This window comes from Paenibacillus sp. EC2-1 (genome assembly GCF_049311625.1).
Taxonomy (GTDB): Bacteria; Bacillota; Bacilli; order Paenibacillales; family Paenibacillaceae; genus Paenibacillus_AQ.
The window spans coordinates 2,548,583-2,565,453 of sequence record NZ_CP186006.1 but is presented as its reverse complement, the minus strand read 5'-3'; the positions used below and the strand labels follow the sequence as shown (position 1 = coordinate 2,565,453).

At 40.6% G+C, this 16,871-nt stretch carries 19 protein-coding genes; 3 read left to right on the top strand and 16 right to left on the bottom strand.

Annotated features, from left to right (window positions below):
* Positions 1-43 precede the first annotated feature (43 nt).
* Positions 44-1,537 carry a peptide MFS transporter gene (locus ACK8P5_RS12130; protein ID WP_422661180.1) on the top strand — a complete coding sequence of 498 codons (1,494 nt, stop codon included), beginning with the start codon at positions 44-46 and terminating at the stop codon, positions 1,535-1,537.
* A 207-nt stretch (positions 1,538-1,744) separates the two neighbouring features.
* On the opposite strand, the gene ACK8P5_RS12125 is transcribed toward ACK8P5_RS12130, so the two are convergent.
* The 11 genes from ACK8P5_RS12125 to ACK8P5_RS12075 form a co-directional block, all read right to left on the bottom strand.
* Entirely contained in the window at positions 1,745-2,269 is a 525-nt protein-coding gene (locus tag ACK8P5_RS12125; RefSeq protein WP_422661179.1) for a CueP family metal-binding protein, read from the bottom strand.
* A 103-nt stretch (positions 2,270-2,372) separates the two neighbouring features.
* Positions 2,373-2,891 (bottom strand): YfiT family bacillithiol transferase, encoded by a 519-nt coding sequence (locus ACK8P5_RS12120; RefSeq protein WP_422661178.1) that lies wholly within the window; start codon positions 2,889-2,891, stop codon positions 2,373-2,375.
* Positions 2,892-2,925: 34 nt separating this feature from the next.
* Positions 2,926-3,852 (bottom strand): chlorophyllase/cutinase-like alpha/beta fold protein, encoded by a 927-nt coding sequence (locus tag ACK8P5_RS12115; protein WP_422661177.1) that lies wholly within the window; start codon positions 3,850-3,852, stop codon positions 2,926-2,928.
* A gap of 84 nt (positions 3,853-3,936) precedes the next feature.
* Entirely contained in the window at positions 3,937-4,503 is a 567-nt protein-coding gene (locus tag ACK8P5_RS12110; protein ID WP_422661176.1) for a hypothetical protein, read from the bottom strand.
* Positions 4,504-4,708: 205 nt separating this feature from the next.
* Positions 4,709-5,359: a hypothetical protein gene (locus tag ACK8P5_RS12105; protein WP_422661175.1), complete on the bottom strand. Its 651-nt coding sequence runs from the start codon at positions 5,357-5,359 to the stop codon at positions 4,709-4,711.
* 106 nt (positions 5,360-5,465) lie between these two features.
* Positions 5,466-5,834: a DUF3221 domain-containing protein gene (locus tag ACK8P5_RS12100; protein ID WP_422661174.1), complete on the bottom strand. Its 369-nt coding sequence runs from the start codon at positions 5,832-5,834 to the stop codon at positions 5,466-5,468.
* A gap of 21 nt (positions 5,835-5,855) precedes the next feature.
* Positions 5,856-6,287 carry an NUDIX hydrolase gene (locus ACK8P5_RS12095; RefSeq protein WP_422661173.1) on the bottom strand — a complete coding sequence of 144 codons (432 nt, stop codon included), beginning with the start codon at positions 6,285-6,287 and terminating at the stop codon, positions 5,856-5,858.
* A gap of 26 nt (positions 6,288-6,313) precedes the next feature.
* A complete protein-coding gene (locus ACK8P5_RS12090; protein WP_422661172.1) occupies positions 6,314-7,321 on the bottom strand; it encodes an alpha/beta hydrolase family protein in 1,008 nt (335 codons plus the stop codon).
* 4 nt (positions 7,322-7,325) lie between these two features.
* Positions 7,326-8,378 (bottom strand): DUF1835 domain-containing protein, encoded by a 1,053-nt coding sequence (locus ACK8P5_RS12085; RefSeq protein ID WP_422661171.1) that lies wholly within the window; start codon positions 8,376-8,378, stop codon positions 7,326-7,328.
* Between the two features lie 96 nt (positions 8,379-8,474).
* Positions 8,475-9,047 (bottom strand): DapH/DapD/GlmU-related protein, encoded by a 573-nt coding sequence (locus ACK8P5_RS12080; protein ID WP_422661170.1) that lies wholly within the window; start codon positions 9,045-9,047, stop codon positions 8,475-8,477.
* Positions 9,048-9,079: 32 nt separating this feature from the next.
* Complete coding sequence (locus ACK8P5_RS12075; RefSeq protein WP_422661169.1) at positions 9,080-10,120, bottom strand: NAD(P)-dependent alcohol dehydrogenase; 1,041 nt, start codon at positions 10,118-10,120, stop codon at positions 9,080-9,082.
* A gap of 235 nt (positions 10,121-10,355) precedes the next feature.
* On the opposite strand from ACK8P5_RS12075, the gene ACK8P5_RS12070 reads away from it, so the two are divergent.
* Positions 10,356-10,766 carry a MerR family transcriptional regulator gene (locus tag ACK8P5_RS12070; protein WP_422661459.1) on the top strand — a complete coding sequence of 137 codons (411 nt, stop codon included), beginning with the start codon at positions 10,356-10,358 and terminating at the stop codon, positions 10,764-10,766.
* A gap of 42 nt (positions 10,767-10,808) precedes the next feature.
* On the opposite strand, the gene ACK8P5_RS12065 is transcribed toward ACK8P5_RS12070, so the two are convergent.
* From ACK8P5_RS12065 to ACK8P5_RS12055, 3 genes are all read right to left on the bottom strand, one after another.
* Complete coding sequence (locus ACK8P5_RS12065) at positions 10,809-11,297, bottom strand: NUDIX hydrolase (protein WP_422661168.1); 489 nt, start codon at positions 11,295-11,297, stop codon at positions 10,809-10,811.
* A 66-nt stretch (positions 11,298-11,363) separates the two neighbouring features.
* Positions 11,364-12,335 carry a VanZ family protein gene (locus ACK8P5_RS12060; RefSeq protein WP_422661167.1) on the bottom strand — a complete coding sequence of 324 codons (972 nt, stop codon included), beginning with the start codon at positions 12,333-12,335 and terminating at the stop codon, positions 11,364-11,366.
* A 123-nt stretch (positions 12,336-12,458) separates the two neighbouring features.
* Entirely contained in the window at positions 12,459-13,259 is an 801-nt protein-coding gene (locus tag ACK8P5_RS12055; RefSeq protein WP_422661166.1) for a hypothetical protein, read from the bottom strand.
* A gap of 212 nt (positions 13,260-13,471) precedes the next feature.
* On the opposite strand from ACK8P5_RS12055, the gene ACK8P5_RS12050 reads away from it, so the two are divergent.
* Complete coding sequence (locus ACK8P5_RS12050) at positions 13,472-13,750, top strand: hypothetical protein (protein ID WP_422661165.1); 279 nt, start codon at positions 13,472-13,474, stop codon at positions 13,748-13,750.
* A gap of 459 nt (positions 13,751-14,209) precedes the next feature.
* Here ACK8P5_RS12050 and ACK8P5_RS12045 read toward each other — a convergent pair whose 3' ends face one another.
* Both ACK8P5_RS12045 and codB read right to left on the bottom strand, forming a co-directional pair.
* Positions 14,210-15,478, bottom strand: a complete 1,269-nt coding sequence (locus tag ACK8P5_RS12045) for a cytosine deaminase (RefSeq protein WP_422661164.1) — start codon at positions 15,476-15,478, stop codon at positions 14,210-14,212.
* Positions 15,447-16,724: a cytosine permease gene (codB, locus tag ACK8P5_RS12040; RefSeq protein ID WP_422661163.1), complete on the bottom strand. Its 1,278-nt coding sequence runs from the start codon at positions 16,722-16,724 to the stop codon at positions 15,447-15,449. The genes ACK8P5_RS12045 and codB overlap by 32 nt, the downstream gene beginning before the upstream one ends.
* Positions 16,725-16,871: the final 147 nt, after the last annotated feature.

The window sequence follows — 16,871 nt, the reverse complement described above, 5'->3', positions numbered from 1 at the left end:
GCTTTTAACCGTTCATTTAATGCACCAAGGAGGAAGTGACAGCATGTCTGATGTAAACAAGCAAAAAATTGTTGAGAGTGTTCCGCAACAGGGATTTTTCGGACATCCCAAAGGGTTGTTCACCCTATTCTTCACTGAGTTTTGGGAACGTTTTTCCTACTATGGAATGAAAGCAATCCTGGTTTATTATATGTATTACGAAGTGAGCAAGGGCGGACTCGGCATGGATCAGAACACGGCTCTAGCCATCGTATCCATTTACGGTTCACTCGTCTATATGTCTGGGATTATTGGAGGCTGGTTAGCAGATCGAATTTTCGGTCAGTCCAAGGCTGTATTCTACGGCGGGATACTCATTATGCTTGGGCATATCACTCTAGCTATACCAGGTAGTCTGGCTTTATTCTTTGTGTCCATGGTTCTGATCGTGCTCGGTACAGGCTTGTTAAAGCCTAATGTATCCAGTGTGGTTGGAGAGCTTTATAGTGAACAAGATCAGCGAAGAGATGCAGGATTCAGTATCTTTTATATGGGCATTAACTTGGGATCCTTCATAGCCCCGCTCATTGTTGGAACCGTTGGTATGGATTATAATTTCCACTTGGGCTTCGGTCTTGCAGCGATCGGTATGTTTCTTGGATTGATTATGTTTATGTTTACGAAGAAAAAAAACCTCGGTCTTGCAGGTACTTACGTAGCAAGTCCTTTATCACCTAAGGAACGAAAGAAAGTGTTCGTTACTATCGGTGTCAGTGCAGTGATTATCGCTGCTATCGTTGCCATTACGATTCCGCTAGGTTTATTGACATTTGATACGCTGATCGTAATAATTGGCATCTTGGGAATTCTGATTCCTACTCTATATTTCATAGTTATGTTCCGTAGTCCACGAACCACAAGTGAGGAACGATCCAGACTCATCGCGTACATTCCACTGTTTATTGCAGCGATTATGTTCTGGGCTATTCAAGAACAAGGTTCAACGATCCTTGCCAATTATGCAGATAAACGGACACAATTGGATTTTGCAGGCATTCATATTAGACCAGCTTGGTTCCAGTCTCTAAATCCTTTATTTATCATCTTGCTAGCGCCTGTATTTGCCTGGTTCTGGGTGAAACTTGGTGAACGGCAGCCAACGATACCTAAGAAATTCGCACTCGGTTTATTGTTTGCCGGCTTGTCTTTCCTAGTTATCCTTTTACCAGCTTACTTCGGTGGTGAAGACTCTCTCGTTAATCCGTTGTGGCTCGTTCTCAGCTACTTCATTGTTGTGCTTGGTGAGTTATGCCTATCTCCTGTAGGTTTATCGGCTACGACTAAATTGGCTCCTTCCGCTTTCTCAGCTCAGACTATGAGCTTATGGTTTTTATCCAATGCGGCGGCTCAAGCGATTAATGCTCAGATTGTTAAGTTCTATTCCCCAGCGACAGAAATGATCTATTTTGGTGTCATTGGTGGAGCAGCCATCCTGCTCAGCATCGTACTCTTCATGTTCTCTTCAAAAATCCAAGGGTATATGAAAGGGATAAAGTAAAGTACCATGTCTAGAATATACAGCTGGTTATCGATGCAAATAAGTGCAGCAGTGGACTAAAACAAAGAACGGCGATCCTCAAATAAGGATCGCCGTTCTTTGTTAGTTCAAACGAATATAGTATTATTGACTGCATTAACTGGTGAAGGATACTTAAGTAGGTAGTCTGCTCTATTGTCATGAACTTTGATAAGCATTACAGAAGAATTATGTGAGTTGCATCGTTGTGATACAAGTATTATCATCCTTAAAAGTAGAAATTTCAGATTCTACTACTTTGCCATCATACTTAATTTGCACTTGATAAGTCCGATCTCGCGGTAACCATAGATCAATAAATCCATTATCTAAAGACGTCATCGTCTCATTCACCACTACGTTACCTTCTTTATCCTGAATATGCACATCAAAGTCTTTTTCTACTAATTCTCCTTGACACCCCGTTAACGAGTGAATAGCACATTCATGTGTACTTTCAACATACGGTGCAATCGAAACAAAAAACTCGTCCTCTGGAAGGTTAAAAGTAGTCTCCTTACCCTTATCCGTTACGATAAGTTCATGTGATGTAATTGATGCCTTCTCATCCTCATTAGTGCTTACACTATACGCATGGACTTTCTCTTTAATATCCTGTGCATCCGCTTCTTTCGGTGTACTACCATCATTGTTACAGGCTACTGACACCACGCTTAGTAATAAACCCATAAGTAAGAGCAAACCTTTTTTCATACATTATGTCACTCCCGTTTTTTCGTCATAAATTGAAAAGTAAAACTATTCTGACTATATCATATATCTACCATACTTTATGGTGTTATTATTCACAAAACCATTACCAACCCTTACGATTACACAAAGAACTTATCTGTGCAAGATGGTGTCTACCGTGCCAAGCATACATTCCTATATTTTTCCCTACTGATACTTCACCTGAGTCTGGATGAATAAATTTCTTATCTAAATCAGCTGGCGTCAAACTATTTAGAAGGTTAGTCCAACGATTGTGCAATGTTTCTAGAAGTGCGAGTGAAGTATCAATTGGCAATCTGTAATCAGATAGTTCAGCCCATTTTGTTTCATTATATGGCTTAATTACAGGATTTTCTTCCGTTAGAGCCAATTTAAAACGTACGTAGGCATTCATATGACTATCTGCGAGGTGATGTATTACTTGTCGAACAGTCCACCCCCCTGAGCGATATGCTGTATCCAGCTGTTCATCTACTAAGTCTTTCACTGTTTCGCGTAATAATCTTGGGAAATTTTCAATTTCATTTATCCAAACATCCTTAATGCTACTAGTAATTTCATCATTAAATTGAAAAGTACCAATTGGATATTTCATATCCATCTATGATTCCCCCTACAAATGTCTTGAAATACTATTATTGCACAACTTCATCAGCATCCATATTGGCTTGCATAACGTTCACCCAATTGGGGTTATGGCTCATCTCGGAGGAATCTCCATGAAAAGCCTTCTTGGCCCCCTGATCATCATACAGTCGATATCTCATCCAAGCTGTTAAATAACCTTTATGATTTCCACCATCACCTTGAATTGCTGTATGAGCTGCTCCTTTTGCCATCCCCATCATAACAGGAGTGGTTGCATTCGTACTTTGCAAGGCTAATTGATTCGTTGATACTGGTGAGATTAGAAAATCTCGTGTGCCGCCTAGGATGAGGAATGGAACCGTAATACGCGCTGTATCGTACACATCCTCTGGGTCACAATGCTTCAAGTCCGGGAGCGCGATGGATACAACCGTCTTAATCAACGATCCATTTGTAAAGTTGGTATGAGCGTTAATAACCCCTGTAGAACCTTGAGAATGTCCAGCCACACCAATCTGTTTCACGTTTATTTTTTGATAAAACAAGCTGCTTTCTAGTTCACTCTCATCTATTAGATAATCGACAGCCTCTATAATTTCTTTGCCTGTCCCTGTTGTCTTGCTATAAGAATCTATGACAATGAATCCCCAGCTGCTAAGATGAGTCAAGAGTTCGTCATAACGATCTGGCGTGGCACCTGTTCCATTGCCCCAAGAAATCATAGGATAAGTTTCGTTTTCTTGAAATACTGGATAATATATTCTAAACAAAGCCTCTCCGTTCTTACTCGTTACTTCTTCTACTTTTACAGGATAGCTGCCTTGCTGTGCATACCGCTGCTCAATACTTTCTTCTGCTAGTTTTGGAACATTAGAATGGATGATTATTTGCATGAAAATGGTTATTGAGACCGTAATGATAAGGACTAAAGCTGAAAACCATACAATCCACTTTCGTTTCTTTAAAACCTTCATACATGTGACCTCGACGATAATTTATTGTTTTCTTTATCGTTTTCTCATTTGATCTTGTTATGTAGCAAATTATAGAGGGTCTAGTTAATCATTTTGTTTAGGAGGAAGACTGTATACTACTTCACCTTTTTCATTCAAAAATTCGAGTATAGGAACGTCATTAGCATCGACAACTAAGCGGATACGTTCTTGTCCTTTGCTATCAGATAATTTGACACCCACAGAACCATCTTGAGACCGATCCATGCGAGCCCTTGTCACTCCACTTGGTCGATCATAAAGAGTATAACCATACATACGGTCTCCTACCGTATTCTCATGAAAATACATTTGGACAACTTGATCTCCCTTGTAGCCGTCAAAAGTCAATGAGGACATCGATTCTGTTTTTCCTGCATATTCGCCATCAAATTCTTCAGAGGTGTAAGTTCTGCTACCAAAGACTAGCCCACCGCATTCATCACAATCGTGGTTATAAAACAACATTCCTGATCCTGGAATTATCCCTGATCTAGTTAAAGTTTTTCCATCTATTATTGGGTCTGGAATAAGATCACTATTGAATAAAGACATTCTTAAATTCCCTTCTTTATCGACTATGTTAATTTTCTCAACGTCTAGTTCCACCATTTTTTCTTTGTTTTTCGACATCATGTCTCGCTCCTTCTAATAAAATCCTATTTAATATATTGATTCACACTAAGTTCTCTATTCAATATCTAATCCCTTCTTTTGAATATATGCCCTTACATTAAATCAAACACTGACAAGACTTATGGATGATAATGTGGTAAACAAAATAAGACTGCCAACGATAGCAGTCTTATTTTGAAAATATCTATGATATGGTTTTAGTCTAACCAATGCCTTCAACAGCTTGCGGCAATTCTCTTTCATATTCCTTATAGAGTGTGTAGCGGTTAACACCTCTGGTAGCGGTTACTACTTCCCTAGCATATTGAATAGCGGCTTCCTGGTTGCCAGATTTCATTTCGATATCGACTAGGAGTGCTAATCTCATCCAGTGTTTTTTGATTGAATTCAGAGTCTCATGGGCTCGATCCATCTCACCATTCTCGATATGTATAGTGGTTTCATAATACGCGCGATAGTCGGATTTTTGAATATCCGGCAAAGCTTCACGAACCATGTCCATATCCTTCTGATAAACACCGAAGGCTGCTTGAAAGATAGCCCGTGTACCGCTCTGCTTATATTTGCTCATAAGCTGCTCCATAATCTCTCCTGCTTCATCCTCTAGTCTGTTCGCCAAGACATAGTGAACGTAAATCGCCGGTGTTTTTTTCTGTTTACGCAAAAAAGACTCTAAACGACTTATTCGCTTCTCTAATAACAATGGATAATAAAAGAACAACGAAAATGCTAAAATAGTAGCCACGAACAAAAGACCAACTGTCAGAATTGGAGAATAATCATTAAATGACATGAATAATGCAAAAACAAACACCAAAAAATAAAATGAAATTTTCCACCATGTGGACCCCATAGTAAATCTCCTCATACAAAGTAATTAATAGCAAACATATATTATAACAGATTTTAGTTTAATATCGTTATTTATTAATCCTATCACCTCTGTATTTATGAGGGAGTTAATCTCTAAGTCTTTCTATCTGCCCTGCTACGATTTGTGGAGGATCCGATTTCATTACGATATATGCCCCATTAGCGCTCGTCTTCGGGGTCACATTAACTTGTTCACCTGCTTCAAGCTCGTTATAGAGTTCGAGATCTTCGACTATATAATTGATTATTTCGATATTGTCTTGTTTCAGTTCATCGTGCGTCTTACTTGCAGCATCCTCCTGTGATACCTTCTTCGCTACTAGTATCCTTTGGTCTTCCTTTGAAATAATAAAATCTCCGTAGCCTGTTTCAGGCGCCGCATTACAACCGCTTAATATACTTATCAGAAGTGTTAAAACTAGTACAAAGACGCTCCTTTTATTTATTTTTCTCATTTACCCACTCCTCCTGGATAATTATTCAAACCACTGCCTTGGTCCGATGACATGGAAAAGTCGATTACCATCTATATTCAATGCATCTTGTATACGTGCTATTGTGAAATCACTAATTGGTTTAGGTAAGTCATTTAATGCCCAATACTTACATGCTGTTACTTCGTTTTCATCTGGTTGTGGCAGTTGAGTATCTTCCAATAAGCAGGTAAACACAAAATGGTGCATATCATGAGCAGGTTCATAATATACGCCAGTCAAACGCTCAACAGTAACTTCTAAACCAGTTTCTTCAAACACTTCTCTCTTCGCAGTACTCTCTGCAGACTCATGTTGTTCAGACAGCCCACCAGGTATTTCCCAATTAAATTTTCCGTAGTTGTGTTTCACTAGAAGAATTCGCCCCTCTGAGTCCCAAATAACTGCTGCTGATCCTACTGGCTTTCTAGACATTTCAACATCCCCCGATTCTATCTCGATTAGATGGGATCACCATCAGAGTTAATCTGGACAACCGTATCGTTTGAATGAAGTGGCATAGCAGATAGTCTGTGTCTGCTTTGAAAGACTGCTTCCATGAATGCCGTCATGGCTTCAACCGTAGCGGTATGAACTGATTCTGCATGAAGGTCACCGTAGTATAGCGGAATGTCGCTGAACGACATATGTTGCGCTCCTTTTACCCGATAAAAATGAGAATTCGTTAAAATATTGTACGCATTCCGCTGTCCATCAATATAATCTCGGGCAATTTCTTCATTCATTACCGAAGCCATCGCTTCATAGGACGAAGCCTCTTGACGCAACAACAAAACCGGAACAGAAGACGGTATCTCATCCACACGAATGAGATGAAAACTAGGATCGAGAAGAATGACAGCTTTGATGCGTTTGACTAACGTAGCAGCTTCGAGAACTGCGGCACCACCCAGCGAATGTCCGACTGCAGCAACGTTCTTCAGGTCGAATAGTCCTGCTAGCTCAGGGGCAGATTGATTAAGAGTATCAAGGTACTCCATAACTTCGGTAATTGACCGAGAGCGACTATCCAAGAGTTGGTGCCAGCTACTGTAATCGGAGCTCTTGAGTTCAGCCATTTCCTTTTCTTGTTTAATTAAGCTACCATCAGGATAAACGGTGAAAATAGATTCATATGGGGTACCAATTGTGACGACTATATAACCCTTAGGTACAAGATTTGAGATTATTCCAAGGTACATATCGCGTTCTACACCAAATCCAGGTGATAAGATAAGGACTGGCCATATCCCTTTACTAGTATTTGGCTTATCATCAATTGACAATTTATCGATGACATTCAAATTTTCAAGATCAACGCCCATCTCCTTGAAAATATCAGCTACTTCCGTTTGACATGGTGCATAAAGATCTATCCCTTTAAGTCGACTACCACCAGACGAAGGGTAAAAAATACTGATAACTAATCGAGGATTCTGTTCCGAAACCCGTATGATCCTCCCGATCATCTTCTCACTCCAATCGTGCTTTCATCTTAACTGAAAACGTATATAAAGCCCCAGGCAGTCCTCTAAATAACAAGATCCCTTCGTTAACTAACGTCCATATTCGAACAGAAATGAATGAGTAACTTATGAGTTGTCTAGATGCATCGAGCACCCTACCGACGACACTCCCAGCCAGAATATATCCATCCTCGTCTTGTTCTTCCTCCAGTTCGATGATGGACTTGATTATTATTTCATCTAGGGCATTTTCATCCTTGCCCATTACCGTGCCTTCTTCCCACAACCGAATAACATGATTGCTACTGGATAGCACTTCCCATTCGGATTCATACCTATTTCTTTGGCTAGAATGAAGAGGGATGCCTTCATAATAATCTCTAACGATTGCTTGAAAATGATTTCGATCGATTAATCCGCTAGCATAGGGTGCAATAACTTCTTTTATAGATTGAAACTCAGTAGCTTGATAGAGTTCGGTCACATTAACAACATGAACGTTCTCTTTTCGTTCTCTTAACAAATGCAACACGAATCGTAATCCAGTTTGGTCATGAGCATTGTCTGCACACCATATGACAATCTTTTTATGCTCGGGAATATCCTTGACCGCCTTAACCATATTCGCAAGTTGATGCGCGGGTTCGAAATATTGAGCACTTTTGAAATCCTCATCGAATTCCATTTGCCATAAGAGCCGATCTTGCTGTCCAGCGGTTGTATCTATGTTCGATATGGGTCCAACGGAGAACCACTCATTAAATGCTAGCACTTTACATTGATCACGTTTATCTATCTTAGAGAGCGTTACTTTTAACGATCCTGCATCAGAAAGGCTAAAAACGATATGGATAAACCGTTCTCGTTCGTTCGTATGGAATTTATGATCGCTGACTATATTCATATGCTCTTGAATCATATTAACGAGTCCTTCAGCTAGCCTTTTATCTTCCTCGGTGCCACTCTTATATTTGCGGTCTACTGTTTGCAAGATATTATTAAAAAGCATTCGGAGTTCCTTCTCACCCAATTGACTTAGATTGTCGTATAACTTATCCATGACTCTCTCCTTTAAGGATAATACACACAATGGTACCACATTTTGTAATTAAACTCCCTAAAAAAAAGCCGCCGAAAGGCGACTTCTTACAAAGATTCAATCATGTATGGATTTTATAACTTTTGCAGGTACTCCAGCTACAACGCTATCTTCAGGAACATCCTTCGTCACAACAGCACCCGCTGCCACTACAGCATTCTTACCAATCGTCACACCTGGTAGAATTGTAGCATTTGATCCAATCCACACATTCTCACCTATTGTAACTGGAGATGGGTAAGTTGTATTTCTTGTTTCTAAAGCGAGCCCATGATTTAGAGTAGCTATAGTTACATTCATTCCGATCATTGTTCCATCTCCAATACAGATACCACCACGATCCTGAAATGAACATCCCGTATTTAGAAATACGTTCTTGCCAATGACGATGTTCTTACCAAAATCCGTATAGAATGGCGGAAAACACATAAAGGATGGATCGATGTGACTGCCCGTCAATTCACTAAAAATCTCTACGATTTCTTCTTTTGTATGAAAAGACGAATTTAATGTCATGGTAACTTTTTGAGCTTCATAACTACACTGTACCAATAGTCCATGCAAATCTGTATCTGTACCCGAAATGGGATTTCCGTCTTTACAATATTCAATAAATTCTTTCATATCCATGGAACGTATCCCACCTAACTCCACATAAACTATTACATCGTGCTAATGTCAATTACGAACCTGTATTTCACATCGGAAGATAACACGCGTTTATATGCAGAATCAATCTCATCCGCCGTTATCACTTCTATCTTAGGTACAATGTTATGCTGAGCACAGAACTCTAGCATTTCCTGCGTTTCTCTAATACCTCCAATCATTGATCCTGCAAAAGATCGGCGATGACCAATCAAGGACATTACATTAACGGATAATGGCTCTCCTGGAGCACCTACATTTACTAAGGTTCCATCAAGCTTGAGTAATCCAAAATATGCATTAATGTCAATATTTGCACTTACCGTATTCAAGATCAGATCAAATGAACCCGCAAGTTGTTCAAAGGTTTCAGGTTCGCTTGTGGCATAGTAGCTAGCTGCGCCAAACTGTAAGCCATCCTCTTTTTTGTTTAATGATTGTGATAGAACCGTTACCTCAGCACCCATAGCATGGGCAATTTGGACAGCCATATGACCGAGTCCACCCATTCCAACCACCGCTACTTTTTTACCTGGGCCAGCTCCCCAATGGTTAAGCGGTGAATACGTTGTGATGCCTGCACATAGTAATGGTGCCGCTACATCAAGTTCAATAGCATCTGGAATTCGTACAACAAAGTCTTCGGTAACGACGATGTGGGAAGAATACCCGCCTTGTGTTGGCTCGCCATATTTATCTACACCAGCGTAGGTCGGGATATTTCCTTTAAGACAGTACTGCTCTTCTCCATTACGGCAATTCTCACAGTCGCCACAGGAATCAACCATACAGCCTACGCCTACGCGGTCACCAGCCTTGTATTTTGTAACTTCTGCTCCCACATCCGTAACAATACCCGCAATTTCATGACCTGGTACAAGCGGATAATTCACCGGCCCCCATTCACCATGAGCAGTATGTATATCCGAATGGCATATGCCAGAGTATTTGATATCGATCAAGACATCGCGTGAATCAAGATCCCGTCGTTTAATTTCAGCTTCCCGAAATGGCTGATCTGGTCCATCTACGGCCCGCGCTCTAGCTTTTATCATATAAAAAACCTCCTAATACTAAATTCGAAGAGAGCGATAGAAACACTACGTTTTCAATAGCATTCCTACTTACTTCTCTTTATGGATAAATGTTAATCCCTAGAGTTAACTCTAAGTCAAGTCATAAATACAATACTATTCCTACTTATTGACGAAGAAATAGACTACGTGTTAATATCCGCATGATCATAGAGTTAACTCGAAGTCTATAGAACAGAAAGTGGGACATAACATGATGACTACATATTCGATCAGCGAGGTTGCTAAAGAACTAAACCTTACACCACACACTTTGCGTTATTACGATAAGGAAGGTCTGATGCCTTTTGTAGAACGTACATCCACTGGAATAAGAGTGTTTAAAGAGTCTGATCTAGGCGCTTTAAAAGTGATTGAATGTTTAAAATCTACGGGAATGCCCATCAAAGAAATCAAGAAATTTATCGATTGGTGTTCTGATGGAGATGCAACCTTACAACAAAGATATGACTTATTTATGGAACGAAAAGCTGCTGTTGAACATCAGATTGAAGAATTGAAAAAATCCATGGAAGTTATCGAACATAAATGTATGTATTACAAAACTGCGCTTGAAGCAGGAACAGAAAGTATTCATAAAGATAATATAGGAAGTTCACTTACCTAAAATAAAAAAAGTCCAACGAGTTGGACTTGAATGAATACTATGTTAAATATTCCGTTGTAGCTTGATAGTGCATTCTGATGTGGTTGACGTTGTGTATTCCAAATAATGTACAGAGCCAGTAAACTTCAAATAAGCTTCATAACGGGTCCGGATTGCTGGTAAAGTAATCAAATCCAATACATTTTCCTTAGGAACCCACCTGCAGTCGCTCGTCTCATCAGAAGTTGCTAACTCTCCACCGACAGCGACACAGGCGAAATCGAACATAACCTTCGTAGGCACATCCGCTTCACCATCATACCACTTATGGATCGCTGTGTTCGAAACCACACTAATTATATGGCTAACAGCGGCTACTATTCCACTCTCTTCTTTAATTTCTCGAATTAATCCATCGATTAAGTTCTCTCCTACTTCCGTTATCCCTCCAGGATAAACCCAACCATCATCATGAGCTTTCACTAATAGGATATTTCCATCTCCATCCTCTACAATTCCTCCTGCGGATACAATATGGGTCGGAAAAGCCATTTCACTACCCCCTGGTATAGATATTTTATTATCTATTCCACATCATTCATTGACGATCCTGCCCGCCTAAAACAAGGAGCGAATATTATTGATGAGCTTTTGTCCTACATTTGCTTCTGTAAGTGTAGTGTCCCATATTACGATATTGGTCTTTCGATTTGGTCCATCGCTGATAAATTTAACGGTTAGCTCCTCTACCCCTTGTAAGGGAATCTGAAATGAATCTGGTTGATGATCTCCTAATCCAATTGAATAAATTTCTGATCCATCTGCCTCAAATATGATGTCACTTCTCCCGTTCATGATGTCTACGTCATTCGGTATTGCAACATACCCTTCCATTCTCGTATATTCACCATTTAAAAGGAACGAAAACTCATTATTTTTAGTGTTCTTATGGCTGTAAAGATTAATCTTTGGCTCAATCTTTGATTGGGCTGCAGTAAATCCAGTAAGACTTTCATCCCATAGTACCGTTCCCTTTGTTACATCAACTTCATTCAAAGCTACGGTGTCACCTCCGCCATTCTCCAAGTAATAGTTGGCACCGCCTACGAGAATAATTGTACTTGCTGAGATAAGAATTGCATTCAGGAGGATTCTAAGCATTCCACTTACTGAATTCCGGCGCTGGGATACAATCCGCTGCGCTACATATCCTGCTGCCGCCCCGATTGTATTAATGATGATATCATCAATATCAAATGCTCCTAGACCCGTAAACATTTGAATAGTCTCTAGTATCGTAATACAAAGAACAAATAGGCTGATAAACCGGATAAATGTTGTGCGGAACAGAAGCGGGATGAGGATTCCATATGGAATGAAGGCTAAGAAATTCCCCCATTCAAAAAACCAAATATGAAAGTCTTTTCCCATGGGAAAGTGTAGAGGAATTCCACTAGGTATGAAGCTATACCGTAAACCCTCTGGATTGATGCTAGCTCGATTGAATCCTAGAAATAAGAAGAACAAGGTTAATAACGTGTATAACCCAAGCAGCGTGAAGACGATTTTTCTCGATTTTCCCTGATACATAAACACACCTTTTCTATTCTTAGCATTACAAGCACATTTTGTTACCGGTAAAAGTATAATAGTATGTTTTCATTGATGTCAATGAAGCAAAGGATTCTGAAAGATATTGGTAAGTAGTATTTTTCACTTTTGATTTATTAATGAAGATAAGGCCGGAAGACCGCGCCAAGCGCTGTTCAGTGGTAGCGTGCGAAGTCCGATTTTACTCAAATAGGAAAGTATCGGGAAGAGATGGCTGATAATTGGTTCGACGATTTCGAACTCATGCAAGTCCATTGACTGCCGCAGGCAATGGACAAATGTGAGCATTTCGGGTATAGCTAGTTTGTTCAACTCAGCTAGTGTAAGACCGGCGATGTTAATATCCAACACACCCTCGCTTAACCCAGTTCCCTGGCATGCCGAACACTCTCTTTGTTTGGAGAAAAACGATATCATCCTTAAATTTCCTTTGCTAGTCGTGCGTGCATCAATCATGGATTGAAGATCGGAAACACAGCCCCGATAATAATCCGTACGGAATCTTTTATTATGTACAAACGATACAGGTTCCCTGTCATACCCATACAGCAGGACGGAAATAAACTCTGGATCCTGCTCCTCGAGTGGCTTCAGATAATCTATTCCAATCATCGCTGCTAACTGCTTAATTCTCGGAACTGGCGCACAATCCGTTCCGGCCCATAAGAGGACGGCGCCATTCTTGAGCGACAATGCTGGAGCAATCATTCGACTGTGGTCGATCCCGGGCGACGCAATACTTCCGCCGCACTCGGCACAAGGACCGTATGAATTGCCAACCCTCGTCTCCGCTACGTTCCCGTAAAGCGCACCAAGATATTCCGATACAGTCATCATGACGGCGACAAGGGACCCTGGCCGTTTGGGGTTGAACGATCTAACATGAATCTTTGTACAATCCATGGGTTCACACTCCTTCGATTAAATGCATTTTATAACGTTCAAGTTCCCAATACTTATTCGCTATGTCTTTTTCCTAATTCCCGTAATGATGTAGTCCCACTAACGAGATTTATGGTATGTAATCATAAAATGGATATCCTAAAAGGAGACAATAAGAAATACGGATGTGATATTATGGTAATTAAGATGATTGCTGTAAGGAGGAATTAATAATGAATGCTTCGATTTTAGCTCTAATTTTTATGGGAATAATCTTAGTTTACGGAATTGCAATAACACTTCTAGTACGGTTAGTCGGTATGAAAATATTCAAAGACAAATCTAACATGTATTTTTTATATGCTTCTTTAATATTGGTCATCCAAATTTATTCGATAACTAAAGACTTATTATCTGAACAACACATGTTGAATTCTAGTAATATACTATTTTTCTTAATGGGGCTTATGTTTATTGTCCAAGGAGTAAAGACAAGAAAGAAAATAAATTAGGTCAGTCCATCCTCTTTCAGGAGTCTAGATCGATTTCTTTCAATTCAACAATGACTCCTCCTGTTACCCCCTCGGATGAATAACCAGCTTCTTCACGAAGTCGCTTAGCCTCTGCCTCAGATACATCCCTTGGAATTACCTTATGAGGGATAGAACTTCCATTAACAATCAGTTGGCTTCCTGAAGATTGAATTTATACAGACAAGACCTATTATGCGTTTTCTCATTTTGTTCTTGTTCCTCCTTCTAAGCTATCGTCCTAGCCTCTACCTTTAAATTATATATTACCTTTAATTATCACATATAGTTGAATGATTGAAACACCTAAAATACGCAAAAAAATCCCCTCTTATATCGTAGGAAGAGATCTCGATCACTTGAGTTCCTTATCCTATCCACGAAGAGGGGATTTCTGAGTAAAGTGCACGTCCTGATTAAAGCCATACACGCTTTATTTTATTATTTATTAAAAGTGACTTTTTCTGAATCACCGTCTAAGATGATCGATGTTTCGCGTGGCTTCGTTTCCGCAATTTTGCGTCCACCTCGGAAGGAGTAAAGCACAGCAGATTGTTTGCGGATTGCTTCATATTCGTTCTCTGCTTCAAGTACGATGAAGTTCGCTGGCTTCCCTTCTTCAATGCCATACATATCCTCAATGTGTAATGTTCTTGCGCTATTTTTCGTAATAAGATCAATCGAATTTACGATTTGGTCATAACCAAGCAGTTGTGAAGCATGGATACCCATGTGCAGTACTTGAAGCATGTTACCTGTGCCTAGCGGATACCATGGATCAAAGATATCATCATGACCGAAACATACATTAAGACCCGCTTCCTGTAACTCTTTGACGCGTGTCAGCCCTCTACGTTTTGGATAGGTGTCAAATCGTCCCTGCAAATGGATGTTAACTAAAGGATTGGATACGAAATTCAGGTCAGCCATCTTCAGCAATCTAAACAATTTATACGTATAAGCATCATTATATGAACCCATCGCCGTCGTATGACTTGCGGTTGTACGTGATCCCAGACCGCGTTCTAAAGCTTCCTTGGCAACGACTTCTAAGAAACGGGATTGCTCGTCATCTATTTCATCGCAATGGATATCGATGAGACGGTCGTATTTTTCAGCAAGGTCAAATGCAACCTTCATCGAATCAACGCCATATTCTCTTGTGAATTCGAAGTGCGGAATACCGCCAACAACGTCAACGCCCATCTTCAAAGACTCTTCCATCAATTCCACACCATTCGGGAAGGAATGAATACCTTCCTGTGGAAAAGCGACAAGCTGGATATCAATGAATGGTGCCATTTCTTCTTTGACTTCAAGCATTGCTTTAACGGCAGTTAAGCTTGGATCGGTGACATCCACATGGGTTCTTACATGCTGGATACCTTGTGCAATTTGCCACTTCAGTGCTGTTTTGGAACGTGTTTTAACATCTTCATGTGTGAGGAATGCCTTGCGTTCTGACCAACGCTGGATTCCTTCGAACAGAGTTCCGCTCAAGTTCCATTCAGGCTCACCTGCCGTAAGCGTTGTATCCAGGTGAATATGTGGTTCAATGAAAGGCGGCAGTACAAGCGAGCCTTTGACATCGATTACTTCATCGTTTGCAGCAACTTCCATTGACTGCGTAATTTGCTCGAACTTCCCGTCTTTAACAACGATATTCCATAGACCTTCTTTACCCCGCAATTTTGCGTTCTGTATAATCATTTGTTTTCCCCTTTTCTGTAGATTCTTTTGCAGGAACAATCACCATCAACACGATGTAGACCACAGCCGTTCCTATAAGTGCGTTCAATGGTGTTATTCCAGGTGCCAGTTGAGCGAAGGCAACACCGATAGCCCAAGCGATCATCGCTATCCAGTTTACCTTTTTAAAGGTCATCTCGGCAAACGGTTTATAGTTTCTTCTCTTCACAAAGAAGTAATCTGCAATGATAATCGCCCCAATGGACGGAATCGCAGCACCCAGTACATTTAGGAATCCAACAAAATTGTTGTACATCCACATAGCGAATATCGTACCTACAATACCGTTTACGATGACGAAGAATTTCTTCGAGATTTTCGTGATATTAGCGAAGCCTAAGCCAGATGCATAGAGTGCGTTATCGTTAGTCGTCCAAATATTTAATCCTAACACGATGATTGCAGGAATCATCAAACCTTGCAGGAACATAACCTCCGAGATATCAGCAAGATTATAAGCCATTGCACCAACCGCACCGAACAAGAACATGAGTGAATTTCCCAAGAAGAATGAAATAACTGTTGCTGTCACCGCTTGCTTGGATGTCTGAGAGAATCTTGCAAAGTCAGGCGTTAGTGTTCCTCCGCTTATGAATGATCCAATACATATGGTCAATGCTGCTGCCGTGGTCAGAGACTGTGTCGGCGTGTAATCAAACAACCCTTGAATACCGCCTAGCTTTTCCACACCTTCAAATACGGAGTAACCACCGAGAATAGCAATGGCTGGGACCGCAACATAACCGAGAACTATTAAAGCTTTAATGCCGAAAATGGCTGATGCTGTCATTGCAAGACCAAACACGAAGATTAACAGATACACGTTCCAATCCATTGCTCTAGCGACTGGAACTGCGAACATAGCCACACCTACACCAAACCAACCGACCTGTGTGAAACCTAGCAAGAACGAAGGAAGGTACGACCCTTTTTCACCGAACGAATACTTTGCCAGTAGATGCGTTGATAAACCCGTTCTAGCAGCGATATGTGCCAGCGCCCCAGTATAAATCCCTAGTGCCAAATTACCTGCAAGTACAATTCCTATGAACTCCATGAACGTCAAGCTGACGCCGAGAGTCCCTCCTGCCAACATGCTAGCGGAGAAGAACGTAAACGCCAACATGACGGAGAACGTCTTCCCAATATGATTTCTCTGCGCTTTCGGTACCGCTTGCCACGAAAACTCTTGATCTTGTTTGCTCATCAGAATACCCCCAAAGTAAGTGTCCTGATACCAAAATAAGCAGAAAAAAAAGAGGCTACTCGTCAAGTTATATACTGACAAGTAGCCTCTTCTTGCATCATAACCCCGCGTAAAGACACGGCATACCCCAAAACCGGTAATACGCCT

Excerpts from the sequence above, each read along its gene's own strand:
- ACK8P5_RS12080 (WP_422661170.1), bottom strand. The coding sequence starts at position 9,047 with ATGGATATGAAAGAATTTATTGAATATTGTAAAGACGGAAATCCCATT.
- ACK8P5_RS12110 (WP_422661176.1), bottom strand. The coding sequence starts at position 4,503 with ATGTCGAAAAACAAAGAAAAAATGGTGGAACTAGACGTTGAGAAAATT.
- ACK8P5_RS12050 (WP_422661165.1), top strand. The coding sequence starts at position 13,472 with ATGAATGCTTCGATTTTAGCTCTAATTTTTATGGGAATAATCTTAGTT.
- ACK8P5_RS12130 (WP_422661180.1), top strand. The coding sequence starts at position 44 with ATGTCTGATGTAAACAAGCAAAAAATTGTTGAGAGTGTTCCGCAACAG.
- ACK8P5_RS12125 (WP_422661179.1), bottom strand. The coding sequence starts at position 2,269 with ATGAAAAAAGGTTTGCTCTTACTTATGGGTTTATTACTAAGCGTGGTG.
- ACK8P5_RS12045 (WP_422661164.1), bottom strand. The coding sequence starts at position 15,478 with ATGATTATACAGAACGCAAAATTGCGGGGTAAAGAAGGTCTATGGAAT.
- ACK8P5_RS12075 (WP_422661169.1), bottom strand. The coding sequence starts at position 10,120 with ATGATAAAAGCTAGAGCGCGGGCCGTAGATGGACCAGATCAGCCATTT.
- ACK8P5_RS12060 (WP_422661167.1), bottom strand. The coding sequence starts at position 12,335 with ATGTATCAGGGAAAATCGAGAAAAATCGTCTTCACGCTGCTTGGGTTA.
- ACK8P5_RS12115 (WP_422661177.1), bottom strand. The coding sequence starts at position 3,852 with ATGAAGGTTTTAAAGAAACGAAAGTGGATTGTATGGTTTTCAGCTTTA.
- ACK8P5_RS12065 (WP_422661168.1), bottom strand. The coding sequence starts at position 11,297 with ATGGCTTTTCCGACCCATATTGTATCCGCAGGAGGAATTGTAGAGGAT.
- ACK8P5_RS12120 (WP_422661178.1), bottom strand. The coding sequence starts at position 2,891 with ATGGATATGAAATATCCAATTGGTACTTTTCAATTTAATGATGAAATT.
- codB (WP_422661163.1), bottom strand. The coding sequence starts at position 16,724 with ATGAGCAAACAAGATCAAGAGTTTTCGTGGCAAGCGGTACCGAAAGCG.
- ACK8P5_RS12085 (WP_422661171.1), bottom strand. The coding sequence starts at position 8,378 with ATGGATAAGTTATACGACAATCTAAGTCAATTGGGTGAGAAGGAACTC.
- ACK8P5_RS12055 (WP_422661166.1), bottom strand. The coding sequence starts at position 13,259 with ATGGATTGTACAAAGATTCATGTTAGATCGTTCAACCCCAAACGGCCA.
- ACK8P5_RS12100 (WP_422661174.1), bottom strand. The coding sequence starts at position 5,834 with ATGAGAAAAATAAATAAAAGGAGCGTCTTTGTACTAGTTTTAACACTT.
- ACK8P5_RS12095 (WP_422661173.1), bottom strand. The coding sequence starts at position 6,287 with ATGTCTAGAAAGCCAGTAGGATCAGCAGCAGTTATTTGGGACTCAGAG.
- ACK8P5_RS12090 (WP_422661172.1), bottom strand. The coding sequence starts at position 7,321 with ATGATCGGGAGGATCATACGGGTTTCGGAACAGAATCCTCGATTAGTT.
- ACK8P5_RS12105 (WP_422661175.1), bottom strand. The coding sequence starts at position 5,359 with ATGGGGTCCACATGGTGGAAAATTTCATTTTATTTTTTGGTGTTTGTT.
- ACK8P5_RS12070 (WP_422661459.1), top strand. The coding sequence starts at position 10,356 with ATGACTACATATTCGATCAGCGAGGTTGCTAAAGAACTAAACCTTACA.